Below are 26620 nucleotides of genomic sequence, written 5' to 3'. Positions count from 1 at the left end.
TTAAACTAAGTGAGATTTTAAATCTGCAGGAGAATAATTGATCGACTTTAAAGTTTTATCGTCAGATTTTCTGAACACCAAAAACAGTCCGTCGATTTCCTTGTAATAAGATTCAGTCTGGTCTTTATCTAAATAAAACTGGATCGTTTGTTCAGCTTCTTCTACCGTTTTACAGGCTTTGCTCATATTAGAGCGGTGAACTTCATCAAATAAGGTCTTAAATTTTCCACCTAAGCCAAACTCATGGATGGCTCCGGCTAAAACATACTGCAGATCGCAAAGCGCATCGGCCACTTCTACCAGGTCATCATTTTCTACTGCTTCCTGCAATTCTTTCAATTCTTCAGCCAAAAGCGAGATGCGCAGATTAGCCCTTTGTTTTGAAGGAATAACCGGATTTTCGAGAATTGGATGTTTAAAGGTAGTGTGAAATTCTGCAACCTGATTGAGCGAATTGGTTTCTTGTACGGCCATGTTTGATTTTAATATTTACGCAGCAAACTTAAAAAAATCAGGCTAAATATTGGGGAGAATTTATGCACACCGTAGATTGGTTAACTGTCAGGGATGGCTAAGTGGTTAATTGTTGAAACTGGTTAATTGATAGATGTATCTCAACAATCTAACAATTCAACAATATTTAATTATTCCTCAATTAACCACTTAACCGATTTAAACAATTAACCCTATTTTTTTTCCCTCACCACTTTAAAAAACTCTTCCTTATACGTTTCACCAACCGGTATGGCCTGATCGTTAATGTAAACGGTATTACCATCAATCATCTTAATTTTTTCGAGCGAAATGATATACGATTTATGGATGCGGTAAAAAGGCGGTTGTGGCAACTCGGTTTCCAGTTCGCGTAACGATTGGTAAGTAATGATCCGCTGTGTAGCCGTATATACCGAAACGTAGTTTTTCAATCCTTCCACGTAGAGGATATCGTCATAATTAACCTTGATAAATTTGTTTTTGGTATCGCCTTTAATAAAAATAAAGTCATTCCCCTGGGCAGCTTGCTGTACAATTACTTCCTGCTGAACAGGCAACACAGGTGCTAAAATCTGTTGCGCTTTTGTGGCGGCTTTATAAAAACGTTCGTAAGAAATCGGTTTCAGGAGATAATCTACCACATCGAGATCGAAACCTTCTAAAGCATATTCGGGATAGGCCGTGGTGAGGATTACTTTACATTTACCGCCACAGATTTTTAAAAACTGGATTCCGGTCAGTTCGGGCATCTGGATATCCAGAAATACGAGGTCTACCTTACCTTCCTGCACCAGGTTTAGTGCCTCAAAAGCATTGGTGGTAGTACCCACGAGTTCTAAAAAAGGTGTTTTATTAATAAAGGCGGCAATAATATCTGAAGCGTAAGATTCATCATCAACAGCAAGGCAACGGATCATAGGAAAAGGGGTTAGCGTATGGCGGTTAGCGTAAGTTAATTATTTTCAATGGCACAAATTATCGATCAGAGATTTAAAATCAAAGTGCTTTTGTAAGTATTTCCATTGTTCGAAATCAGCAATTCGTGCTTGTCAGGATAAATCAGGTCTAACCTCCGGTGGATATTCACCATGCCTACCCCACTCGAATGGTCTTTTTGTGCATGGCTGATCTTATTGCTCACTTCAAAACTTAAACGTTTGTTCTGTACTTTAAGTTTAATGCGAACCGGTTGGGCCTCATCGTTCACCACGCCATGTTTAAAGGCATTTTCAACAAAAGGAATCAGAATCAACGAAGCTATTTTCTGATCGCTGATGCCTTCGGTTACAAAATCGACATAAAATTTGGGTTCGAAACGCATTTTAAAAAGCTCGACATAACTTTCGAGGTATTCTACTTCTTTATCTAAACTCACTTTACCATCCGGACTATCGTTTAAAGTATAACGCATCAGATCAGATAATCGTAAAACGGCATTGGCCAGTTTATCGGAAACCGGAATAGCCAGAGAATACACATAATTTAACGTATTGTATAAAAAATGTGGGTTGATCTGCGATTTGAGGAATGAAAGCTCAGCTTTTACCACTTCTTCTTTAAGTTTCCGGTTTACCTGCTCCGATTTAAAGCTCTGTTCGATACCATAAACCGCAGCTGGCGTAACAATAAAAGCAATACTCCAGTAAATGTTATCCGAAATATAGGCCCAGGCAGTTGTACCATCATTATAATTATGAAAACCAAACCATTTTAAATAAAGCACTTCTTCTATTAAATACCTCAGTGCAATAAATATGGCTATGGTTAACAAAATGCCACCGATTAACTGTGGTATTTTATTCTTTTTCAAAAAGCGGGGATACACCCATAAGTAACAGATGTAGAATTCTATTAATTGTATAAAATTCATGGAGATACTAAGCGATGCCTTGGTAAAAGTGGTGCCATCAATTAAATAGCCACCATAAAAATAGCCCAGAATAAGTATCCAGCACAAAACATGAATGGAAATCGTTTTTATTGTTTTCATGCCCTAAAACTATACAAAGCTTTTTTAACGGCCTATTTTCTTATGCCAAACCTGTAAATAATTATCCGAACGTGTGCATTTTAAGGATCAACACCTTTTATCGCTAAAAAAAGCATTGGGATAATATTTTAAGGGGTTGGGATTATATAGTTTACAGGCTGGGGCAGGCTTTCCATCTTTGGATCATCAATTAAAACAAACATAAAATGAACCGCTTAATTAAAACCATCATTTTTTTCATCTTCCTTTTCGGTATTAAAACCGTTTCTGCACAAAATGTTAAAATATCAGGCACTGTTACCGATAAAAGCAATAAAGCACTTGATTATGCTTCTGTAGCGCTGATCCACCTGCCCGATTCGGCTTCGGTTGCACTACAAGCTACCAACCAGCAGGGTTTATATGAATTTAGCGGCGTAAAACCCGGCCGTTATTTAATTAAGGCTTTGATGATGGGTTATGATAAAAATCAATCTGCCACGTTCGAAGTGAAAGAGGCAGCGGTTAAAGTACCGGCAATTACCTTAACAGATCGTTCGCAAGAGCTTAAAGAGGTAAACATTATTTCCAAAATGCCGGTTATCGACCAAAAAGCCGACCGGGTGGTGGTCAATGTAGAGCAAATGAACACGGCAGGAGACAATGCACTGGAAGTGATCAGCAGGTCGCCTGGAGTAAAGCTCGATAAGGATGATAATATTGTGCTTAAAGGCAAAAAAGGCATTAATGTGATGATTGATGGTAAACTGAGTTATATGACGGGCATGGAATTAACTACTTACCTAAAATCGTTACCGGGATCGGTATTGAGTAAAATCGAACTGATTTCTAATCCACCTTCTTCGTTTGATGCAGCAGGTACGGCCGGCATTATCAATATTAAACTGAAAAGGAACAAAATGCAGGGTTTTAATGGCAATATGAACCTGGGCGGTGGTTATGGCCGTTACGAGAAAGTTTTCGGTGGCACCAACCTGAATTATAATATTGGTAAAGTGAGCACTTATCTGCGTTTGAATGCAGGACATTACAACTCCTATAACAGGTTAACGCTTAACAGGACTATCGGAGAAGAGCAGTATAACCAGCTTAATTTCTGGCACCCGGTTACCAATAGTTTAAATTACTCTACCGGTGCCGATTATTTTATTAACGACAAAAATACCTTAGGCATTATGGTGAAGGGTTACACTGCACCAGAAGAAACCAAGGTGAACAGCAACTCGGTAAACTATAATGCGGCAGGGGCAAAAATGGGCGGAACGAGCATGTACAATCCGCAAAGCAATACCGAAAAAAACCATGCCTTAAACCTGAATTACCGTTTAAAAACCGATACTTTGGGTGGAGAACTGGGAATTGATGCAGATTATGTACGTTATGATAACAGCAGAAGCGAAACTTTTACCAATAATTACCTTGATGTAAATGATCAGCTGATTGGTACACCGATCGATCTGCGAAACAACGGCATGGGCAAGGTATCCATCTATTCCATCAAAGCTGATTATACGCTGAACCTGAACAAAAAATTAAAAATGGAAACCGGGTGGAAAAGCAGCTGGGTAAGATCGGAAAGTGATGTACGTTTCGATTCGCTGAAAACTGCCGGCTGGATTACCGACCCACGCCGTACCAACCTGTTTTTATACAATGAAAATATTAATGCAGGTTACCTTTCTCTGGATCAAAGTTTTAAAAACTTACAGATTAAGGCCGGATTGCGTGCCGAGCAGACTTTAGGCAATGGCAGTTCATCAGGAACAAATACGGTGATCGACAGAAAATACTGGAAGCTTTTTCCAACGTTATTTATCTCATTGAAGCTTGATTCGAACAACCTGATCACTGCTGCTTACCGCAAAAGTATTAACCGCCCATCGTACAGCAGTTTAAATCCTTTTACTTTTTATACCGATCCGTACACCGCTTTGCAGGGCAATCCGTTTCTACAACCATCGTATGCCAATAGCTTCGAATTTAATTACTCCATCAAAAATTTCAGGGTGTTAACGTTGAGTTATTCGGTTAATAACGGATCGATATGGGAAGTGGCTTACCAGAACGATCTGACCAAAGAAACCATCACCAGACCGGAAAACCTGAGCCGCACCACCAACTTTTATATGGCAACCGGAAGTCCTTTTGATATCACCAAATGGTGGAACAACAGCACGGAAGTTTCAGCCGGATTTAACCGCACCCAATCGGCTGTACAGGGTAATGGTTACAATGCTTTCTCTTGGAACTGGTCGGTAATGACTGATAATACCTTCACCTTGCCTAAAAACTATAGTTTATCGGCTTATGCTTATTACGATTCTCCTTCCGTTTCGGGTTTGTTCCGCAGTTTAGGAAGTTACCAGCTTAATGTTGGTGCGAAAAAAACATTCTGGAACAAAAATGCAACGCTGGCTTTAAAAGTTAACGATGTGTTTAATACCAGTGCATTTAGGGCAAACCTGGAGTATAACAACATTAAAACCTATTGGAAAAACGAATGGGAAAGCCGGAGGGTAAACCTGAGTTTCACCTATAAATTTGGAAATATGAAAATTAAAACTGCCCGCAGCAGAAGAACAGGAACCAGTGATGAAGAGAATAGGGTTGGGAAGAATTAGAACCCGAAAAGTCGTCATTGCGAGGAGGCTTTTTCAGCCGACGAAGCAATCTTACAACGATCGCTACCAGCGTTCGCATTAAGATTGCTTCGTACCTCGCAATGACGATTATATTAATCAAAGCTTAATCTTCACAAAATATAGTCGGTTTCTATCAACTGAATTGGTGAAAGGCAAAATTTTCTGGGCAAAGCCACTAGCGCCATTATCTACCACACCGAAATCATCATCGTTAGAAATCACTAAAATATTACCCGGCAATAAGGCTAATCCTTCTGCTTTATCGTGCGGATAGATGGAAGGAAGGTCTTTTAAAAGATCCAGCACCACAGTTTTGCTTACCGGTGTAATTCCTGCTCCGCTTAAACCTGTTGCATTGTTCAACTCTTCAACAGTTTTACCACCGTAAAGTTTACCAGTAGCACCATTATTGGCATCAGAAATGTCTGTAGCGCCGCTAATGTCGATCTTAAAAACTTTTTTAAATGTGGCCGGATTGGTTGCTGCTCCTCCATATAAACCATCACGCTCAATGGTTAAGAAAGTAGTACTGTTTACGGCAACGATATCACTTACACCGGTTAAGGTTACATTATCCATTAAATAGGCATATTGTTTGGTTGCGCCGGTGGCGATATCGAAAGTTAAAATCCTCAATACAACCGAATTGGCAACTGCGCTTTTAGAAGGATTGTACATCGGCGACTGCATCATGCCCACCAAAGTTTTTCCGTCGGGGGTAATGGCCAGGCCTTCCATACCACGGTTAGCCCTTCTGTTGGCAAATACTGCCGGGATTTTACGTCCGCCGGTTCCGGTTCCAAATGGATTTATGCGTTCGATGGTTTTACCTGTTGCATCAACGTGTACCAGGTGCGGTCCGTATTCATCGCTGATCCAGAACGATCCGTCGGCTGCCCTCACCAAGCCTTCTGAGTCGATGCCATCAGCACTTGGCGTAATAACCTGTCCGTTTAAATCGTATGCAATTTCTCCCGATGCACCCATTCCCGCAGGATTAGGCAATCCGTTTAATTTACCACCTGAGGCATTTTTTAGTTCGATGGTTTGCTCTAGTACCAGTTTGCCATCTTTTAACCTGAATTTACCGATCTGTGGATCGAAATCAGGTTTCCCGATGATGATGGAATTGGCCAGCTGTCCGGCAACATTCGACCCCCTGTCGGTTAACATGTAAAAAACATCCGGCGAATTGGGATCGGCAGCTACCGCCGAACCAAAACCACCATTATATACTTTTACGCCTGCAGCAGTGGTAAAAAGCACCTGTGGATCGGAAACTTCGGCCATGGCGGGGTAAGTAAATTCTGCTGGGGTTTCGTCGTGGTTCTTTTTGCACGATACCATACCGATAGATGCGGCAGCTATTAAGGTAAGTAAATCTCTTTTCATTTATTCTTTTTTGAACAAAGCAAGGATCTGGATATGAAGGTAATGTTAAGGGAATAACAAGAATAGTTTTAGCAGAGAGCATAGGGCTTAGAGCATAGTGTTACATGCGATCGTCATCCTGAACAAGTCGTCATCTCGACCGGAACGCAGTGAAGCGGAGAGATCTATCTCGAGACAGATTTCTCGACTACGTTGCACTCCGCTCGAAATGACGATTGGCGGGGCTATCCATCAATAATTAACATACTGCTCCTCAAAACTCCCATCCTCATACAAATCGATCAGGCCGTAACCCGGCGCGGTTTCCCTTCTGTTCCCCTCCCACCATGCGCCTGATACGGCACCGTTGCAGAGGTAGGTAACACCATTGTAAACTACTTTATCGCGCATGTGCAGGTGTCCGCTTAGGCATAACTTTACATTGGGATGCTGATAAAAAAGGCTGATGATTTTAGCGGTATCGGTATGCATATCGCCGCCCAGCATAGTCCATTTGTTTACAATATTATCTTCTATCATCAACAGGGCAGTAAGGATCGGAATGTGCGACATTACCATCACAGGCATCTTTTTATCGGTACTTTGCAACTCGTTTTTTAGCCAGTTTAGTTGCTCATCTCCTAATTTGCCGATGTACCAGGTATTGTCGATATCAAGATGGGTACTATCCAGTACGATAATTTTCCAGCCGTTTTGCACCAAACTGTAATATGGTTTAAGCAGCTGCAATTTATCCATGGCGTATTTTTTACCATAAAAAACATCGCCTTTGCTATCCTCATTCCACCAGATATCATGGTTACCCAAACAATAACGCACCGGAATACTGCATTCGTTTTTTATGGTTTCCTGTACCAGTTTCCATTGATCGTTTATAGTACCAATGTTCTCTTTATTCATATCGAAAACAATATCTCCGCCATTTAAAATCAGGTCTACTTTTGGCGATTGGGCCTGTAAATGGTGCAGGCATTTGGCAAACCTCGCCGGCGCATTAAACTGGTTTTTCAGGTGAACATCAGTAATGTGCGCTACCCTTAAAACAGGCTTTTTCTCCGTTGGCAACGAAACTTTTGATAATGTTGGCAGCAAAAACAGGCCACCTATATTTTTGAGTGCAGATCTTCTTTCCATCAGGTTTTCTTTATTGATTTCAAAATTAGTATTGCAATGTTGTGTTAACATTAAGAAAAAAGCGGCGCTGCATTATACAGACACCGCTACAGAGATTGTTTGGTTTATTATTTGATTTACTGAGCTTTCTTTAAACGATAAGCTTCGATAATTTTATAAAAAATCTGGTTATTGGAATATACCCCCATAAAGGCTTCCGAGCCGGGGCCGTAGGCAAATACGGGTACCATAATGTTGGTATGATCATCAGTACTGAAATTGCCGCGAACGCTTCCTTTTCTGTAGGAGGCATCCAGGAGAGATAATCCGCCGGTTTCATGATCAGCAGTTACGATGACCAGAGTTTCGCCATCCTGATCAGCAAATTTTAAGGCTTCGCCCACCAGGCGGTCAAAATCATGTTGTTCGGTTACCGCGAAAGGCAGGTCGTTTGCATGTCCGCCATGGTCAATCTGTGCTCCTTCTGCCATGATGAAAAATCCTTTTTTATTTTTCGAAAGCAATTCAACTGTTTTTAAAAACGAAGTTTTCAGCATTTCCCCGCGGCCTTCCAATATTTTCCGCGTGACAGAATCGTCTAAAAGCACCAGTTGTTTAGCTGCATTTGAAGCAACAAAACCTTTCAGGTCTTTCTGTAGTATATAACCTTTGCCCGAGATTTTATCCATCAGTTTCTGATCAGGATTTTCGGTAAAACTCTGGCGTTTCGAACCAACCAGAATATCAACATGACTGTTCTGAAAATCAGCTGCAATTTCCTTTGTCATCGACCGTTCAGGCTGATGGGCATAAAATGCCGCGGGCGTAGCATCGGTAATATCGCCACTGCTAATAATCCCGCTGGTAATACCATAAGGAGCCAGAAGATCAGGAATCGAATGAAGTGCTTTGCCTGTAGAATCGACGCTGATGTAACGGTTATTGGTTTTATGTCCGGTGGCCATAGCTGTTGCACCCGCAGCAGAATCAGTAAAATCTGAATTGGAGGCTTCGGTACGCGACAGGCCAAGATGTTTAATGGTGATGATGTTGGATTGACCAAAATTAGCACTTAAACCTGCCTGGATCTGAGCCAGCCCCATTCCATCTCCTATTAAAAGAATTACATTTTTAGCTTTGGTTTTTAATCCGTCGCTTTTGTAGCTTGGCTGATAAAGCTGATACGCCTTCGGACTGGTATATTCTAGTTTTGCCCTGTTCTGGTAAAAATCTTTTAACAGTGCCGGATGATCGGTTCCGATCCAATCAACCCCCATATGTTCCAGTTCTTTCCAGCTGTTCGGACTATCTTTAGTTGCCCAAAAACGGAACGGCTTACCCATGGCATGTACTTTGGCAATCACCGCCTTCATCTTTTCTAAATCAGCTTGCGTTGGCGTACCTTTTCCGTTCCATACCGAATAATGGGAAATATCATCGCTGATCATCCCGATGTGCTGTAACTGTTCGGCAGTGTACTGATTTGCCGGACGGCCATCGAAACTGATAACTGATGGATAATCCTTAAACTTTCCCGCAGGTGGAACAGCCCCGCTCATTACAATTTTAATGGCCGAAGGATTGATCTGCTGATCGAAAACAGCTTCGTTACCTTTTAAATCGGCCAATAATTTCGGGATTACGTGTTCATAATCTTCTTTTATATCAATTACCAGCTGAAGTTTTTGCTTCGGATCGGGATATGGATGGTTGCCATGATCTTTAAAAAATGCCACCAAGGGATCGAGGTATAATTTCTTTAACGTTTTACCGGGTGCGATTTCGCTGCTTTCGTGGGCAACAAACAACTCTCCATTGCGGTAAAATACATCAGCCTCGATTGATCCCATACCTGCATAATAAGCTTCCAGCAAAGGAATTTGTTGCTTATAATCATTATGGCTGTGCCCGTTACCGGCATTCAGTTTCTGCTGGGCAGAAACCGAATGTACACCTAATCCAAACCATAAAAAGAGGATCAGTTTATTTGATTTTACCATCCTGGGTTTTGTTTAATTACACCTGCACTGTTATCGATTTCTCTCTGTGGTACTGCCCAAACATCGTGTACCTGTGGGTTAAAAGTTCTTGCCGGCCAGATTACGCTACCATCAAAATCGTGCAATGGTTTGGCATAAGCAGCCTGTGCATCGCCCCATCTTACCAGATCGCGGTGACGGTCGGCCCACTCGCCTGCCAGTTCGTTACGGCGTTCGCGTTTAAGGTCGTCAATCGTCATTCCACTCTTTGTACCTAAACCTGCACGCACCCTGATTTTGTTTAGTTCGGTATCGCCCGCGCCTGCACCGCTTAAATTAATAGCGGCTTCAGCTTTGATCAGCAATACTTCAGCATAACGCATCAAAGGTACATTTAAATCGGTTGTTCCGTTATCGCCATTCGGGTTAACGTGTGTAGGTATCGGGTTGGCATACGAGAAAGGCTCCATGTATTTTTTAAACTGATAGTTTGAAGTTGCCCCAGCATCTTTAGTGAAACTACGCTCAGCCCCGAAAAACATAAATTTATCGCCAGGTTTTAAGATGGTAGCTTCCCTGCGCTGATCGCCGGCTTCGTACGAATCGTAAAGCTCTTTGGTTGGCAGGTAATAACCCCATCCGTTATAAATTCCCCATGCTTTGTTGGTTAACATTACACCAGGCAATTTACTGCCCCAGCCTGTACCACCACCACTTGGTGTACAAACCACCGACCAGATATATTCTTTAGACCAATTGTTGGCTGCTTTAAACACATCAGCAAAACCTGTATTTACTAAATCATGCTGACCCGAAGTAATAACCATATCGGCATATTTTGCAGCATTGGCGTAATCCTTTTTGTAGAGGTACACTTTTGAGAGATAAGCCCAGGCAGCGGTTTTATGTGCTTTACCATAATCAGCAGCTTTCATCGCCGAAAACAACGGAAGGTTATCAGCAGCCTTTAACAATAGCGAAATGATATAATCGTAATTTTCATTTACATTTTTTGCACGTGCAATTGGCTGAGAAGCATCAGTTTCCGGCGTTACAATTGGCACACCTGCTTTATCATTTCCATAATTTGCAGCCAACTGGAAATACACCAAACCAGCATTAAAATAAGCATCGCCGATAATCTGTTTCTTTAACGTTTCGTCCATATTGATGCCCGGCACATTGATAATAATATCATTGGCGCGTTTGATAATGGCATATCGCATGCTCCACTGTGTTTCGGTATAACCGCCGCCCACGTATGTACGGTTAAAGTTTTTAATGTTATCTGCCTCGGGTTTGTTACGACCGGTAACCATATCATCGCTGGCATTAATAAACCAGAACATGCCGCGACCGTAAAAATCTTCAGCATTGTAGTTTTCGTACATTCCACCTTCAGCTTTCAGGGCATCTTCTTTTGTTTTCCAGAAATTTTGTGCCGATGGAGAACCTTCGGGTACAATATCAAGCTCTTTTGTGCATGAAGAAAAAACAGCAAGTGCTGCAAATGCGATATATTTTAAATTCTTTTTCATTGTTGTTGTGATTATAGATTTACACTTAAACCAAGGATAAAGCTGCGTGCCTGCGGATAACGGCCAACATCTACCCCGTTATTGTCCATTCCGATTTCGGGATCAAAGCCTGAATATTTAGTAATGGTAAAAAGGTTGTTTGCTGTGGCATAAATCCTTACTCCTCCGGTTTTTAGTTTACTTGCAATAGATTTTGGCAGGCTGTAACCCAGCGTTACGTTGCGGATACGAAGGTAAGAGCCGTTTTCTACATAAAAATCAGAAGCAGCAAAGTTTCCGTTGGCGTCGCTGGTCGAAATGATCGGCACTTTTCCGCCCGGATTTTCCGGCGACCAGGCATCTAAAATTCCTGCTAATTTATTGTAAGAAGGTCCGGCTGCACTGTAAGTGGTACGTTTTACGGCATTGAATAACTTATTTCCCTGTACCCCTTGCGCAAAAATATTGAAGTCGAAATTTTTATAGCTGGCATTAAAACTTAATCCGTAAGAAAAATCAGGATAAGCGCTGCCCGCAAAATAACGGTCGTTACCATCAATTGATCCATCGCCGTTAATATCTACGAATTTAAAATCACCCGCTTTTGCATTCGGCTGGATCTTGGTCCCTTTTGCATTTTTATAATTATCGGCCTCTGCCTGACTCTGAAAAATACCATCTGTTTTCAATACAAAATAGCTATACAATGGCTGCCCAACCCGATTGGTAAGCGGGGCAACTTCATTCCTGAAATTGGTAGATACCACCTGGTTTTCTATGCCCGGAATAAGTTCTTCTATATTGTTGTTTATTTTAGTTAAAGTAGCATTTACCGAATAAGTGAAAGCTGCATTTTTATCACTATTGTAGGTTAACCCTAACTCAATACCCTTATCTTTTACCTTACCTGCGTTAATGATCTGGGTATTTAAACCTGCCGTTCCGGGCAATGTGCGGGTTAAGATCATTTTATCGATTTCTTTGATAAAATAATCTGCAGAAAGGTTTATCCGTCCCAATACCGCTACATCAACACCAACATTGGTTTGCTTTGATTCTGCCCATGCAATGTTAGGATTGGCTAAAACGTTTTGTACGTATCCATTTTGCAAAGTTGGTGTTTGCCCGAAATAACTCTGCGTTGGCGTTAATAATGGATTAACCGCATCAGAAGTAAGCGATGCTAAATTGCCAAGGAAACCATAGCTACCCCTTAATTTCAATTCATTTAACCAGCTTACATCTTTAAGAAAATCTTCTTTGCTCATTACCCATCCAACCGAAGCCGAACCATAATTTCTGGTCCTGTTGTTTTTGGAGAGTAATGATGATCCATCACGGCGACCGATTAAAGATACCAGGTATTTTTCGCGATAGTTATAGTTAGCCCTCAAAAACAATGATGAAAGTGCCTGTGCACTATAACTGCTTGAAGACGGTTGTATTACAGTAGCATTCATTAAATACCGGTATTGTGGCGATTCGTCATCAAAACCTGATCCTGAAGCAAACAAGCTTCTGTACTGTGTTTTCTGAAATGAGTAACCACCGGTAAGATCGAGCTGATGATTGCCAAAGGTACCTTTGTAGTTTAATACTTGTTCTGTTAACAAATCGCTATTATGGTTGCTGCTTTCCTGTAAACTATTGCTTAATACGGGTTTTCCTACCTCAGGCCTTTTGGGTGTAAAGCTTTTAAATGAAGCATCTGTTTTGATGATGCTTAAGTTAGACCTGAAAGTTAAACCTTTGGCCAGTTTGATATTGGCATAAGGATTAACGACCAGCACATTTACAGGGTTGTTAATATCGATGCGCATTAAATCGGCAACAGGGTTAACAATATCGCCATAATCGCCGGCATACGGACCTGGTAAACCTGCAAAACGACCATCGGCATTGTAAGGCGTAGCATTTGCAGGGTAATAAATGGCCGAAAGTAAAGCACCGGTATAATCGCTGCTGGTATTGGCACCATTTCCGTTGGTACTGCTGTACGATAGGTTTTCGCCAATTTTTAACCAATTGGTTACCTCATGTTCCGTATTGATCCTGAAATTGTAACGTTTGGTTTTGGTATTTAACACAATGCCCTCTGCATTACGGTAATTAAAACTTAGGTAATAATTCGATTTTTCGCTACCGCCGTTTATAGCAGCATTGTAATCCTGTAATAACCCATCCCTAAACACTTCATCCATCCAGTTGGTACGTGTAATCTGCCCGTCAGGATATTTTGTAGCGTCAAATGCCGGTAATATGGTGGTACCGCCGTTTTTAGCTGCGGTTGCCGCAACCTGCGCACGTTGTTCTGCATTTAAGGGCTCTAATTTTTTCCAGGCACTTTGTTGTCCAACCTTTGCATCAAAACTGATCTGCATTTTACCGCTTTTACCTTTTTTGGTGGTAATTAAAATTACACCGCCGGAAGCCCTTGCACCATAAATGGCCGCAGATCCATCTTTTAGTACCGAAATAGACTCAATATCGTTAGGATTGAGCTGCGGAGTACCCGAAAAGATAGACCCGTCGATTACGTAAAGCACATTTTCTCCATTGATCCCGCCTGAGCCACGAACATTGATACGAGGCATCGACGTTGGATCGCCACCCTCATTGGTTACAATTACACCTGGCGTTTTTCCGGCCAATACCTCACCTACACTATTTAATGAGCGCGAAGAAAGTTTATCCATCCCCACAATGCTGATGGCTCCGGTTAAGGTTTCTTTCTTTTGGGTACCATAACCAACCACCACCACATCGGCCAGGGTTGATCGTTCTTCTTTCAGCGCAATATTGATCACCTGGTTCTCGCCAACTTTTACTTCTTTGGTCTGGTAACCGATCATCGAGAACGAAAGCACCGCATCAGCACCCACTTCTATATGGAAAGTTCCGTTCCCATCGGTAATGGTACCGCTTTGTGTTCCCAATACTTTTACCGAAACGCCGGGAAGCACCAAACCTGTATTATCGCGTACTACCCCGGTGATGATGCGGTCTGGTTTGTTCATTACCGTGTTGTTCAGGATCACGTATTCGCCTTTTTCTAAAACCTGCAAACCAAGTCTGTCTAAAAGCGACCTTACCGGTTCGGTACTGAAATCGCCGCTTACAAACATATTTTTCTGCTGTAACTGATCTGGGTTGTACACAAAGCTAAGCCCCGTACGCGATTCGATTTCTTTAATGATCTCGGTCATCTTACGGCCTTTGTTTATCGTAATGCTAACCGTGGTTTTCTCTAATTTTTGTGCCATGCCTGCCGAAGCGAGGATAGAACTGCAAAAAATACAGAGGATTGTAAATGTTAAACATGAGTATTTCATGATCTTATAAAGAGCTGGTGTCCTCTTAGCGGAGGTAGTTTTCATTGCTTAATTTGTTTGATTTGTTTTTGTAAAGCTTTAATTATGCTGGCCCTGCGACCAGAAAGAAAGATTGCGGCAACCGATCTGACCGGTACCGTAGATAATTGCTATACCCTATCCTTATCTCATCTGTATATATTAAATGTTTTATGATTTTTTGATCTGTTGAACTTCAGGTGGTGGAGACTGCAGATAATATCCAGAATCTCTTCAGCTGATTGCCTGCTACTGAAAGAAGCAGTTGTTTTAAGTTTGGCCAAAGTGCTGTCGCCCAGCACAATTTTAATGCTGTAGGCATACTGGAGTTTGCTGATCACCTGATCGAGTGTAGTACCGTCAAACGCAAACCCAACAAAAGCAAGTGCTTTGACTTTACGGATAGCAGCATGATCGGCGTTTTTATCATAGGTTAAAGTCTCGTCTTTAACAAGTGTCCCCAGGTTTCTTTCCTTATTGCTTACGGCAACTTTACCGGTAACTACAGCAACTTCGAACTGTTTACTGGCCTGATAGGATTTGACCTTGAAAGAGGTTCCTAAAACTTTAATGTCGATGCCTGATGCGGTATGTACTGTAAATGGCCTGTTTTCCTGGTGGGCGATATCAAAAAAAGCTTCACCGTCTTTTAATGCAATCTGGCGGCTGTTTGCAGCGAATACTTTAGGATAACTTAGTTTTGCAGCCGGGCCGAGCAATACCACTGAACCATCCGGCAGGGTAATGTGTTTCCGCTCTGCTGATCCTGTAATGACAGTAACTTGATTTTCGGCAGATTTCAACGGGCTGCTCATTTTCCATACGCTTAGCCCAAGGGTAACCACAAGCAGTACCGCAGCGGCTATCTTACCAAAAGACTGAAGTTTAATGATCTTCCGCTTCTCCGGTTTTTCGTACATCGCCGCCTTAAGCCGGACAAACATTTGTTCTCCTATCGCAGCTTTTTGATCGGCTGATACACGATTTTTCAAATCTAGCGTGGCATACCACACTTCAACCATTTTTTGTTCCCCAGGATTTGCCTGCTGATCGAGATATTTCTGCAGCAGTTCCTTTGCCTGTTCTTCTGTCATTTAAATACATGTCAGTTGAAAGGCAAAGAGGTACTAACCAAAAATGTTATCAGTAAATTAACTTTATGTTAAGCCGATTAAAGCGGCAATTAACAGGATATAGGAAAGACTTTTTTTGAGCAGTTTTAGTGCAGCAGAGATCTGGTTTTTCACGGTCTGGACAGAAATATCCAGTTCTGTAGCGATTTCTTTGATTGATTTTTCCTGTTTTCTGCTCATCGAAAAAACCTGCTGCATTTTTTCGGGCAGTAAGGCAATAGCAGCATCCACCTCAAGATGGAGTTCTTTTAAAATGAGTTTATCATCGGCAGCGGCGGCATGCTGCTCATCCATTAATGCTGTAAGTGCAGGCTGATGTTGTTCTTTGATACTTCCTGATCTGAAATAGTTAATAACCTTATATTTTACCGCACCATGCAGGTAAGCACCAAGGCTTCCTGATAGGTTAATCGTTTTATGATTTTCCCACAGCGAAATAAAAATCTCCTGGGTAATATCCTGCGCAAGGGCTTCATCTCCTGTTTTTTTAAGCGCAGCATCAAAAACACCCTCCCAGTAAACCCGGTAGATTTCTTCCATGGCCCGATGGCTTCCGCACTGTAAAGATGAAAGTAAAGTTTCGCTCAAGGGATACTGTTTATCGCAGCAAAGCTACCAGCTCAATATTCCTTTAGTATTAATAAATCATAAAGAGTGAATAATGTAAGATGGAAAATGGATGAGGGGTGATAGAATAAGTCCGAAAGTCAGGGGACCGAGGTCGGAGGTTTGGGGATAAGGGTAATGGAAAAAGTAAGATGGATAATGGGATATGGAACTCTTTTCTGCGCCCATTAGCGAAATCTACGGGGAACAAATTATCAATAAAAGGCGTCATCTCTACCGGAACGTCCCGAATATTCGGGAGAGAGATCTATATCGAGACAGATTTTTAAACTATGCTACCATCGACGTTATTTAGTCATCTATTAATAATAAACACTTTAAACAATTATATATTTCCGCCCAGCTAGGCCAAAGCACTAACTCACCGTTCTGCTTTATTCCGGCCTAACAAATTTTTCGGGCTCCACCGACCTTGCCAACCTAGTGGCTTCCAAAGAAAAATTTTCAGCCGGCATTTTTTGTTTTTTCATGTGCTTTTTATGTTTTTAATTGCATTCAAGCTAGCTACGCTGGTCTTTTTGATGCCAAAAAGAAAGAGCCCTTCGGCGGCGGCGAGCCGAGGCAAGACCATGCTGATGGGCAAAAAATCAATTAGAATTTCTGTCGGTGGGCCACCGACCGATAGATAAAGGCTTTTTCAGCCGACAAAGCAATCTTACAACGATCGCTAAGTGCAAAATTAATGCTTTTGCCCACCCACAGTTGTAGGATTGCTTCGTACCTAGCAATGACGGACTATTTTACCCAAACAACCCTGCAAAAATCTTATTCGAATGCAGTTTAGCCTGATGATCGTAAATATGAGAAGTACTCATAATCTCATTTACACCATAAGTATCAACAAAAGCAGTTAAATTTTCTTTAATGGTTTCGCCACTGCCGATAAAAGAATAGTACAACATCTGCTCCACTGCTTCTTTTTCCATACGGTCCCAATATTGATTAATATCATTTACCGGTGGTTTTAATAACTCTCTCTTACCTGTAATTACACCCAAAAACATCCGTTTTACAGAACTCGATAAACGTTCTGCTTCATCATCAGTATCAGCTGCCACCACATTTACACAGGCCATTACATAAGGTTCCTGCAAAAATGCCGATGGTTTAAAATTATTGCGGTAAATAGAAATAGCATGTTCGAAATAGGTTGGTGCAAAATGACTTGCAAAAGCATAAGGCAATCCTTTCTCGGCGGCTAAACGCGCACTATCGGTACTCGAACCTAAAACCCAGATCGGAATCTCCAATCCCTCACCAGGAATAGCCCTAACACTCGCCCGGTTATTGGAAGCTGAAAAAAGCTGCTGTAATTTTTCGATATCCTTCGGGAAGTTATGGGCAGCATTAAAATTTTCACCACGGATGGCCATTGCGGTAATCTGATCTGTTCCCGGGGCCCTGCCCAAACCCAGATCGATACGGTTTGGATAAAGCGAAGCCAACGTGCCAAACTGTTCTGCAACAATTAAAGGCGCATGGTTGGGCAGCATAATACCGCCAGAACCTACACGGATAGTTTTTGTGCCGCCAGCGATATAACCAATTAACACCGCTGTAGCCGAACTGGCCACACCTGCCATATTATGGTGTTCGGCAAACCAATAACGGGTATAGCCTAAACTTTCTGATTGCTGAGCCAGATCGAGACTTGCTTTAAAAGTATCAGCGGCAGTATAACCGTCTAAAACCGTTGCAAGATCAAGAACAGAATAAGGTATATTTTTTAATGAGTGATCAGCCATAAACTAAAGGGATAAAAATCTATGCTGCAAAAATATCTTTATTCGTGCCAAGTGTAGATGGTTAAAGTTGATATGACGTTTAACCTACACTAAACTTACGTTGCGATTAAAAATCCGCTACAATACCAGCAACATCCAGACATTACAGGCAAAATGGCCTGAATTGCCCAGTGGCGCTTCAAGTTTTTTGAATCCCGCTTTTTCATACATAGAAATTGCTGTAGTAAGCTCCGGGAATGATTCCAGATAAACTTCATTATAACCAAAATGCTGTGCTGATTCGATACTTTTTTCCATCAGCAACTTGCCAATACCTTTTCCCCGCGAAGCCGCAGCAGTATATAATTTCACCAGTTCTGCGCAACCATCTGGCAAACCAGCTGTTGGGTAAATGCCGCAGCCACCAATAATCTCCCCATCCTCTTCCGCTATCCAATAAGCTGATCCGGGTTGTTCAAAAAGTGTAGAAAGATCATCCGTTGTAGGATCGGTATATACGGTTCCTGGCTTATCAATCTTAAACTCCCTTAAGATGGTTCTGATCATTTCTGCGGTTGCTTTATTATCTGCTGCTTCTATTTTCCTGATGGTAACGGCCATGTTGATTTGTTTTCTGACAAAGTTATTGTTTTATTGCTGAATGCTGGTTAACTGTTTAAATCGGTTAACTGGTTAATTGGGCGTAGTTTGTTATTGTTGTATTGCTTAATTGTTTGATTGTTGGGGTTTATGCGTCAGTTACACCCCTGAACCTAGTCGAAGGGTAAACAATTAACCAGTTTAAACAATTAACCGATTAACCCTCTTTAACAGTTTTCAGTTAGCGATTTGCAATAACAATAGCGCAATCGAACAATTTAGCAATCGCACGAAACAATTAACCGATTAACCCCTCCTCAACAGTTTTCAATTGGCAATTTGCAGTAACAATATAGCAATCAAACAATTTAGCAATTGCACGAAACAATTAACCATCCGCTCTGAAATAGTTTTAGTATTTTGGCGTTATGATTAACATGAAAAACACACTAATGATTTGCCTGCTTACCTTTACTATGTTTGGTTGTGGCATTAACAAACAGGCGCAACAAATAAAGGCACTCGAAAACTGCACGTATAAGATTACCAACGTACAAAATATCTCTATTGCAGGTACAGACGTAAAAAAATTAATGGATCAGCAGAGTTTTAGCTTAACAAGCTTACCCGGAGTAGCTTTGGGATTGCTGAGAAAAGATATTCCTTTAAGGGCTAACTTGAATTTAGAAATCACCAATCCATCGGGTAATTTGGCGGCAATTAACCAATTCGAATATAAAATATTGGTAAACAATACTGACCTTGCAGAAGGACTGGTTAACCAGAATGTAAGCATTGCACAAGGCCAAACTGTAACTGTCCCGGTACAATTGGTTAGCAATATTTATGGACTGATATCAAACGGAAATGTTTTTAATGATATTATTAAAGCAGCTCAAAAAGGATCAAATTCTAAAGATGAAAAACTGGGTTTACTAACCATTAAAATAAAACCAACCTTTATGCTGGGCAATACACCGGTTAAATACCCGGGTTACATTACCATTAATAAAGACATTAGCAGTAAAATTTTATTGTAACAGGTATATAACAAGTCAAGTTTTAAAAACTTGACTTGTTTTTTTGACCATAACAGCATCTGTATTGCGCTTATTTCATCTTCATTGATACTTATCTAACCCTCGTTGACACAAAATAAGCTCGGCGCCGACCTTTTCTCACTCTAATTGATACTTATTTAACCCTCGTTGACACAAAATAAGCTCGGCACCGACCTTTTCTCACCCTCGTTGATACTAATTTGCTCCGATTTGAAGCTTATTTCACCTTCATTGATACTTATTTCACCCTCATTGACACTAAATAAGTCCGAGGTCGACCTTATTTAGCATCAAACTGTCCCTTGTTGGTCGGGATTTGTAATCTCGACCATTGAACCGGGGATTTACAATCCCCATAAAAAAAGCCCGGTCAGCATTATTGGCTAACCGGGCTTTTTGCTTGAAAATTTTATTAAAATCTTTTTCTCGGTGTCATCACCATGCCTCTAAACTCGTTCTGATCCAGACGCTCATCTGCTGATTTCATTTCAGCAGTGGATAATTTTGGAGCTACAGGCACCGTTGAGTTACTTAAACTTGCTGTTTTTGCTGCCGGGATTACAAAAGTACCTGTTTTGGCATAAGCCAGTGCGTAGGCCAGCATGGTTTCGGTTTCATCTCCAAAAGCTTTTGTTAAATCTTCCGATGATTCTTTATCAACAGTTAAACCCGAATAATAACCGCCAACACCTTTTTGGTTTTTAGTTTCAAACTCAGGAATATACATGTCTACTTTATCAATCCTGATTGGGAAAAAACCAACAGGTTTACCATAAGTTGTAGTGCCGATCAGTTTTACATCCATCACTGGCTTTAAACTATTAATGGTAAGCTCACTCGCTGAAGCCGTTGATCCGGTAACCAGAAAATAAATCCTGTCTAAAGCCAATGAACCCGATTTTGCAAATTTTTCGATATTATCTGCGGCAGTTGGAGAATAGTTTAAATCAGCATAGGTAGCATATTTTCCATTTACACCTGTGGTAAATGTTTGCAGTTTTCCGGCATCATCCAACAGGGGCTGGTGTGCCAAAACAGAAGCCTTTCTTTGTGCAGTAGTAATTGATTGCAGGTAATTGTTATAATAAGAAGTGAACATAATATTACCATTTTGTGCTGCCGGGGCTGCTAAATTAATGATCTGCGTTGCCGTAGATACATACCCGCCACCATTATAACGTAAATCTACAACAAGTTCAGTTACGCCCTGCGTAGCAAAATTAGAAAAGGTAGCATTTAAAGCTGCAGAAGCATTATTAGTGAAACTATTAAAAACAATATAACCCACTTTTTTGGCACCAACGGTGTAAATATTGGTATATAAAATAGGATTAACCGTATAATTTGCGCTTACAATAACTGCCGTTTTTGCATTACCACTCAAATCATTATATCCTAAAGTTACGCTGGGGTTGGTTCCAAAAATGGCACCGTTTAAAAAGTCGACAATATTTGAACTACTATAACTTAAATTCGTTCTGCCGTTTATACTCGTTATCCTGCAGCCGCGTGTTAAACCTTGTTGAGCTGCCGGCGAATTGGCATAAACATATTTTACACGTAAATCTTCCGTAGTATTATACCTTACAGAAAAGCCATAATCATTTGCCAAACCATTTACATCTGCTTTGAGAACACCTGTTTTGCCCGTGGTAGCGGCGGTATAATCAAAAAAAGAATATTTCGGTTCGGTAGAATTGCTTACATATTCATAAGGTTTACCCGTTGATGGATCGGAAGAGTATTGCGTTAGGGCATAAAGTTCTGCCTCATTTGAACTAAATCCGCGGGGATTAAATGCCTCATAAGCAGGTAAGGAAGTATTCCAGTAATATAGTTCTTTAGCATATAAAAAGATCGAATCTTTTGTCAGTTCGGTACGTGTTCCGCTCGGTGTGGTAGGCGTAACCGGTTCTTCGGGCGTAATACTGCTCTTTTTGCAGGCAGAAATCGCACCCAAAGTTAAAAAACCCAGCACCAGCAGGTGGGTAAATCTGTTATTTCTCATAGATTTTTGTAGCATTATATTGATGTATATACGTGTTGGCCAATGGTTAAGTTGTTTGGAAATAAAATTATTTACCAAATAACTAAATTTAAATTAAAATATTGTGAAGACAGGCAGATGTACCGTCCAACTACGTAAATCTATCGATTAAATTGCTTTATTTTAAGCTAAATATGTTAAAAAATCATAAAAAAATTTAGTCTCCCCGGCCCCTGAAAATTGTCGCCTTTGCACCGCTTTATATTGCTCGATTCTTTTGAAATTTATTATAAGCTTAATGAAAATTCAGTAATAACCTTATAAAAAACAAAAAACCATGGAAAAGATCGAATTTAAAATTACCATTAACGCGTCTGCAGTAAAGGTATGGGACGTCCTTTTCGGCGTAAAAACCTACCCCAGGTGGACAGCTGTTTTTGCAGAAGGATCGCAGGTAAAAACCGATTGGAAACAAGGAAGTAAAGCATTGTTTCACGATGATAAAGGAGATGGAATGTTAGCCATTATCAATGAAAATATCCCCAATAAGTACATGTCTGTTAAACACATTGGCCAGATCATGGACGGTAAGGAAACCCTGCACGACTGGGGCGAATCATTCGAAAATTACACGCTAAACGAAAAAGATGGTAAAACGGAACTTCTGATTGATATGGACATCACCAAAGAATGGCTTGACTATTTTAAGGAAACCTGGCCTAAAGCATTAGATAAGGTTAAAGAAATAGCTGAAAAACAGCACGATCATATTGAAACATAAAAAACAGCCTTGTAAACTGGTGGAAGAAGCTCAGGTGCACTCAGTGATTTAAGTGATAAAAAAAGAAAAATCGCTGCAATTAACCTGCCCAATTAAATGTAAGAATTCCAATAAAACCAAAAAAGCCCTTCATTTCTGAAGGGCTTCTGGAAGTGGTGCCACCTGGATTCGAACCAGGGACACAAGGATTTTCAGTCCTTTGCTCTACCGACTGAGCTATGGCACCATCCGTTTGGGATTGCAAATGTAGTGTTCTTTTTCTCAATTCCAAAAAAGGATTACAGTTTTTTTAGTCAAAACCAGACCTTATAGCCCCATCTTTTTGATAAGCAAGAAGATGCACTGAAAAAATATTTTCATTTTTCTTCCTTAATCTAACAGTCGCAAGAAACTTAGGTGATTTCAGGTAGCTTACGTGGTCAAAAAAAATAAACTAAGCTAATTAGCCTGGTTTATTCATCTCTGATTGCGAATAATATTAACAAAACCTTATAAACCAAAAAAGTCCCGGTTAAACCGGGACTTTTGGAAGTGGTGCCACCTGGATTCGAACCAGGGACACAAGGATTTTCAGTCCTTTGCTCTACCGACTGAGCTATGGCACCATCCGTTTGGGATTGCAAATGTAGTGTTCTTTTTTCAAAAGCAAAACTTTTTTTTAATTATTTAAGCGCCCCTCTGATTATCAATTAATTAATTTTGCGTTAACTGATAAAAAGGTCTTAATTCTTGCTTAGAATGAGTACAAACAAACAATTTTATTATTTTTTTTATGCATGCATAGTAATTTTTAAATATTAATATCCTAATTTAGCGTAAACAATCTAATATTGCATGGTGGCACAGATCCTCTTTCTAGTACTTACACTTGCAGCAATTGCGCTGTTTACAGTTAACCTGCGTAAAATAATTCGCAATATCCGGTTGGGAAAAGCGGTCGACCGTAAAGACCAGCCTCAAAAAAGATTAATGACCATGCTACGGGTAGCTTTCGGTCAATCTAAAATGGTGGTTCGCCCCATCCCGGCTTTTTTGCACTTTTTTGTGTACATCGGCTTTGTAATCATCAATATCGAAGTACTCGAAATTATGATCGACGGATTGTTCGGCACCCACCGTATTTTTAATGGTTTGGGCGGTTTGTATAATTTTTTAATCGGTTCTTTCGAAATCCTGGCCTTTACCGTTTGGGTTTCATGTGCCATTTTTCTGGTCCGCAGAAACATCCTTAAGCTTAAACGCTTTAGTGGTGTGGAAATGAAAAGCTGGCCAAAATCTGATGCCAATTATATCCTGATTACCGAAATTTTATTAATGAGTGCGTTTTTACTCATGAACGCAGCCGATGCTAAACTGCAGCTTTTAGGCGCAAGCCACTATGTTAACGCAGGCGCTTTTCCGGTAAGCCAGTATTTAATGAATATCCTTCCTTCAACAGAAAGTGCATTGGTTATTGTTGAGCGCAGCTGCTGGTGGTTCCATATTATCGGCATTTTGGCTTTCTTAAATTACCTGCCTTATTCAAAACATTTCCATATTCTTTTCGCCTTTCCAAATACTTATTTCTCCAATCTGGAACCTAAGGGCGAGTTTACCAATATGGCATCGGTTACCAACGAGGTAAAGGCTATGCTCGATCCTTCATTTGTTCCCGCTGAAACCGAACCAGGTAAATTTGGCGCAAAAGATGTAACCGATTTGAGTTGGGTAAACTTGATGAATGCCTATACCTGCACCGAATGTGGGCGTTGTACCTCTGTATGCCCGGCAAACATTACCGGTAAACTGTTATCGCCACGAAAAATTATGATGGATACCCGCGATCGCATTACCGAAGTAGGGCAAAATATAGATAAACATGGCGCAGAACATCAGGATGGGAAAGCCTTACTGGACGATTACATTACCAGAGAAGAAATTTGGGCCTGCACCAGCTGTAATGCCTGCGTAGAAGCCTGCCCGGTAAATATTGATCCTTTGCAGATTATCATGGAATTGCGACGTTACGCGGTAATGGAAGAATCACAGGCTCCCGGAAGTATTAATGCGATGCTCGGAAATATCGAAAACAACCAGGCACCCTGGAAATATTCGCCAGCCGATCGCTTTAACTGGGCAGAAGGCTCTTAGTCTAGAGTCTTTAGTCATAAGTCCTAAGTCGGACGATGTGAAAACAATTGAGCAATTCAACAATACAATTAACCAGTTAACCGATTTAAACGATTAACCAACAACATCGATAAAAATGGAATTTAAAGTCCCTACAATGGCCGAATTAATGGCCGCAGGTGAAGAACCAGAAATATTATTTTGGGTTGGGTGTGCAGGAAGTTATGATGAAAGGGCACAGAAAATTACCCGCGACATCTGCAAGATCTTACATCATGTAGGTATAAAATATGCTGTTTTAGGAACCGAAGAAAGCTGTACCGGCGACCCGGCTAAGCGTGCCGGAAATGAGTTTCTTTTCCAGATGCAGGCCATGACCAACATTGAAGTTTTAAATGCATATAACATTAAAAAAATCGTAACCGGCTGTCCGCATTGTTTCAATACCATTAAAAATGAATATCCGGGCTTAGGTGGCACTTACGAAGTGATCCACCATACACAACTCATTCAGGATTTAATTAATGAGGGTAAGTTAAAAGCTGAAGGTGGCGAAAGTTTTAAAGGCAAAAAAATTACTTATCACGATCCTTGTTATTTAGGCCGCGGAAACGGAATTTACGAAGCACCAAGAAAAGCATTGGAAGTTTTAGATGCCCAACTGGTAGAAATGAAACGTTGCAAAAGCAATGGTTTATGCTGTGGTGCTGGTGGCGCACAGATGTTTAAAGAACCCGAAAAAGGAAATAAAGACATCAATGTAGAACGTATTGATGAAGCGTTGGAAACCAATCCGCAGTTTATTGCAGCGGGTTGCCCGTTCTGTATGACGATGCTGAGCGATGGCATTAAGTTAAAAGATAAAGAACAGGAAGTTAAAGTGCTTGATATTGCGGAGATTACAGCCATGGCAAATGGATTGTAATAAAAGTCTCTGCCTTTGACCCTCCAAATTACCGTCATTTCGAACTACAACGTAGTCGAGAAGCATGCAGTACTCAGAAGAAACTAAATCTTTCGAGGCAGATCTCTCCATTCCACTACGTTTCAGTCGAGATCAGTCGAGATGACGGCCAGCAAAACTAATCTTCAGATTTCACTTCTGTTTTAGGTACTTCAGCAGGCGGAAGCTTTACTATCCTTTCCAGGTTATTCCGGATCTGGTTTAAATCTTCTGCCTCCACATTTTTTAGCGGAATAATAATCTGCGTAGCCATCGAGTCTACATCACCTCCCCTGTCCTTATAAGTCTGCACAATTACATCATCGCCTTTGGTACGGATATACAATTTACCTGCATTCGTGGTACCATAATAATCCATATCTTTAAATTTCGCTAACTTAAATGCGAAATATTCGGTTTTACCGTTGTTATAATAACGCTTGTAACGGCAAAAGCCATTGTTGGTAACATTTAGTTCATAACTCTTTACCTTGCCACTTTCCTGACTGGAATCGTAATGATCAGTAAAAGATTTTTGCAGGTAACCGGTGTACTGTTCAAGGGTTTCGGGATCGGAAAAAGCGCATAAAAACATACAGAAAGCCGAAACAAGGGATATTTTCAAGCAGAGTGTAAACTTTTTCATCAGGTTAGCGTTTTTAATACAGCAAATTAATTAAAATCATAAATTTGTATATGAGTTTTTCTCCACAATCAAGAGTTTGGATATACCAAAGCGATCGTAAATTTACTTCTGCCGAAGAAAATGAGATCCTGAATAAATTAGCATCCTTTACCAACCAATGGAAAGCGCACGGAAACGAATTATTGGCGAAAGCAGAAATCCGTTACGGCTTTTTCATTATCCTCACTGTTGATGAAAGCCAGGCCGGCGTTACCGGATGCTCTATTGATAGCTCCGTACGGTTAATCAAAGAAATTGAACAGGAATACCATGTTGATCTTTTTAACCGCTTTAACATGGCCTATAAAGTAAATGGAGAAGTTGTGGTAAACAGTAAAGAAGACTTCGAAACCCTTGTAAACATCAAACAGGTAACCCCTGAAACCATTGTGTTTAACAATATGGTTCAAAATCTGTCAGAACTGGAAACGAAATGGGAAGTTCCTTTTCAAAATAGCTGGCATTCTACCGTTTTTGCCCATTTACTGTAAG

The 26620-nt window shown here is 40.7% G+C and carries 20 protein-coding genes and 2 tRNA genes; 6 read left to right on the top strand and 16 right to left on the bottom strand.

Features of this window, described 5'->3' with window-relative positions; genetic code table 11:
- From ACTJKC_RS05845 to ACTJKC_RS05835, 3 genes are all read right to left on the bottom strand, one after another.
- Complete coding sequence (locus ACTJKC_RS05845; protein WP_025144629.1) at positions 1-474, bottom strand: nucleoside triphosphate pyrophosphohydrolase family protein; 474 nt, start codon at positions 472-474, stop codon at positions 1-3.
- A gap of 212 nt (positions 475-686) precedes the next feature.
- Entirely contained in the window at positions 687-1412 is a 726-nt protein-coding gene (locus ACTJKC_RS05840) for a LytR/AlgR family response regulator transcription factor (protein WP_344849189.1), read from the bottom strand.
- A 65-nt stretch (positions 1413-1477) separates the two neighbouring features.
- Entirely contained in the window at positions 1478-2485 is a 1008-nt protein-coding gene (locus tag ACTJKC_RS05835) for a sensor histidine kinase (protein ID WP_344849187.1), read from the bottom strand.
- Positions 2486-2691: 206 nt separating this feature from the next.
- Between ACTJKC_RS05835 and ACTJKC_RS05830 the strand changes: the two genes are divergently transcribed.
- The gene (locus tag ACTJKC_RS05830; protein ID WP_440790682.1) at positions 2692-5106 is read left to right on the top strand and encodes an outer membrane beta-barrel family protein; all 2415 of its coding nucleotides are present in this window, start codon (positions 2692-2694) and stop codon (positions 5104-5106) included.
- 117 nt (positions 5107-5223) lie between these two features.
- On the opposite strand, the gene ACTJKC_RS05825 is transcribed toward ACTJKC_RS05830, so the two are convergent.
- From ACTJKC_RS05825 to ACTJKC_RS05785, 9 genes are all read right to left on the bottom strand, one after another.
- Positions 5224-6519: an esterase-like activity of phytase family protein gene (locus ACTJKC_RS05825; RefSeq protein ID WP_440790681.1), complete on the bottom strand. Its 1296-nt coding sequence runs from the start codon at positions 6517-6519 to the stop codon at positions 5224-5226.
- A 231-nt stretch (positions 6520-6750) separates the two neighbouring features.
- Positions 6751-7653, bottom strand: coding sequence for a metallophosphoesterase family protein (locus tag ACTJKC_RS05820; RefSeq protein WP_440790680.1), 903 nt, complete (start codon positions 7651-7653; stop codon positions 6751-6753).
- A 116-nt stretch (positions 7654-7769) separates the two neighbouring features.
- Positions 7770-9632, bottom strand: a complete 1863-nt coding sequence (locus tag ACTJKC_RS05815; RefSeq protein ID WP_440790679.1) for an alkaline phosphatase — start codon at positions 9630-9632, stop codon at positions 7770-7772.
- Positions 9626-11149 carry a RagB/SusD family nutrient uptake outer membrane protein gene (locus ACTJKC_RS05810; protein WP_440790678.1) on the bottom strand — a complete coding sequence of 508 codons (1524 nt, stop codon included), beginning with the start codon at positions 11147-11149 and terminating at the stop codon, positions 9626-9628. The genes ACTJKC_RS05815 and ACTJKC_RS05810 overlap by 7 nt, the downstream gene beginning before the upstream one ends.
- An 11-nt stretch (positions 11150-11160) precedes the next feature.
- The gene (locus ACTJKC_RS05805) at positions 11161-14391 is read right to left on the bottom strand and encodes a SusC/RagA family TonB-linked outer membrane protein (RefSeq protein ID WP_440790677.1); all 3231 of its coding nucleotides are present in this window, start codon (positions 14389-14391) and stop codon (positions 11161-11163) included.
- Between the two features lie 236 nt (positions 14392-14627).
- Positions 14628-15572, bottom strand: coding sequence for a FecR family protein (locus ACTJKC_RS05800; protein WP_440790676.1), 945 nt, complete (start codon positions 15570-15572; stop codon positions 14628-14630).
- A 63-nt stretch (positions 15573-15635) separates the two neighbouring features.
- Complete coding sequence (locus ACTJKC_RS05795) at positions 15636-16199, bottom strand: RNA polymerase sigma-70 factor (protein WP_440790675.1); 564 nt, start codon at positions 16197-16199, stop codon at positions 15636-15638.
- Positions 16200-16978: 779 nt separating this feature from the next.
- Positions 16979-17983, bottom strand: a complete 1005-nt coding sequence (locus ACTJKC_RS05790; RefSeq protein ID WP_440790674.1) for an LLM class flavin-dependent oxidoreductase — start codon at positions 17981-17983, stop codon at positions 16979-16981.
- Between the two features lie 117 nt (positions 17984-18100).
- Complete coding sequence (locus ACTJKC_RS05785; protein ID WP_344849168.1) at positions 18101-18583, bottom strand: GNAT family N-acetyltransferase; 483 nt, start codon at positions 18581-18583, stop codon at positions 18101-18103.
- A gap of 416 nt (positions 18584-18999) precedes the next feature.
- On the opposite strand from ACTJKC_RS05785, the gene ACTJKC_RS05780 reads away from it, so the two are divergent.
- Positions 19000-19602: a hypothetical protein gene (locus tag ACTJKC_RS05780; RefSeq protein WP_440790673.1), complete on the top strand. Its 603-nt coding sequence runs from the start codon at positions 19000-19002 to the stop codon at positions 19600-19602.
- Positions 19603-20035: 433 nt separating this feature from the next.
- Here ACTJKC_RS05780 and ACTJKC_RS05775 read toward each other — a convergent pair whose 3' ends face one another.
- Positions 20036-21631 (bottom strand): S41 family peptidase, encoded by a 1596-nt coding sequence (locus ACTJKC_RS05775; RefSeq protein WP_440790672.1) that lies wholly within the window; start codon positions 21629-21631, stop codon positions 20036-20038.
- A gap of 316 nt (positions 21632-21947) precedes the next feature.
- On the opposite strand from ACTJKC_RS05775, the gene ACTJKC_RS05770 reads away from it, so the two are divergent.
- Positions 21948-22391 carry an SRPBCC domain-containing protein gene (locus ACTJKC_RS05770; RefSeq protein WP_440790671.1) on the top strand — a complete coding sequence of 148 codons (444 nt, stop codon included), beginning with the start codon at positions 21948-21950 and terminating at the stop codon, positions 22389-22391.
- Between the two features lie 153 nt (positions 22392-22544).
- Here ACTJKC_RS05770 and ACTJKC_RS05765 read toward each other — a convergent pair.
- Positions 22545-22617 (bottom strand) — tRNA-Phe (locus ACTJKC_RS05765).
- 306 nt (positions 22618-22923) lie between these two features.
- Positions 22924-22996: transfer RNA gene (locus ACTJKC_RS05760), tRNA-Phe, on the bottom strand.
- A gap of 229 nt (positions 22997-23225) precedes the next feature.
- Between ACTJKC_RS05760 and ACTJKC_RS05755 the strand changes: the two genes are divergently transcribed.
- Positions 23226-24521, top strand: a complete 1296-nt coding sequence (locus tag ACTJKC_RS05755; RefSeq protein ID WP_344849159.1) for a (Fe-S)-binding protein — start codon at positions 23226-23228, stop codon at positions 24519-24521.
- Positions 24522-24636: 115 nt separating this feature from the next.
- On the top strand, positions 24637-25425 hold the full coding sequence (locus ACTJKC_RS05750; RefSeq protein ID WP_440790670.1) for a (Fe-S)-binding protein: 789 nt from the start codon (positions 24637-24639) through the stop codon (positions 25423-25425).
- Between the two features lie 157 nt (positions 25426-25582).
- Here the strand turns inward: ACTJKC_RS05750 and ACTJKC_RS05745 are convergent, their stop codons facing one another.
- Positions 25583-26089 (bottom strand): hypothetical protein, encoded by a 507-nt coding sequence (locus ACTJKC_RS05745; protein ID WP_440790669.1) that lies wholly within the window; start codon positions 26087-26089, stop codon positions 25583-25585.
- A gap of 50 nt (positions 26090-26139) precedes the next feature.
- On the opposite strand from ACTJKC_RS05745, the gene ACTJKC_RS05740 reads away from it, so the two are divergent.
- The gene (locus ACTJKC_RS05740) at positions 26140-26619 is read left to right on the top strand and encodes an ABC transporter ATPase (RefSeq protein WP_344849154.1); all 480 of its coding nucleotides are present in this window, start codon (positions 26140-26142) and stop codon (positions 26617-26619) included.
- The last annotated feature ends 1 nt before the right edge of the window (position 26620 follow it).

The organism is Pedobacter sp. 22226, from assembly GCF_052045455.1.
GTDB lineage: Bacteria > Bacteroidota > Bacteroidia > Sphingobacteriales > Sphingobacteriaceae > Pedobacter > Pedobacter jeongneungensis.
This window is presented reverse-complemented; position numbering and strand designations above follow the sequence as displayed.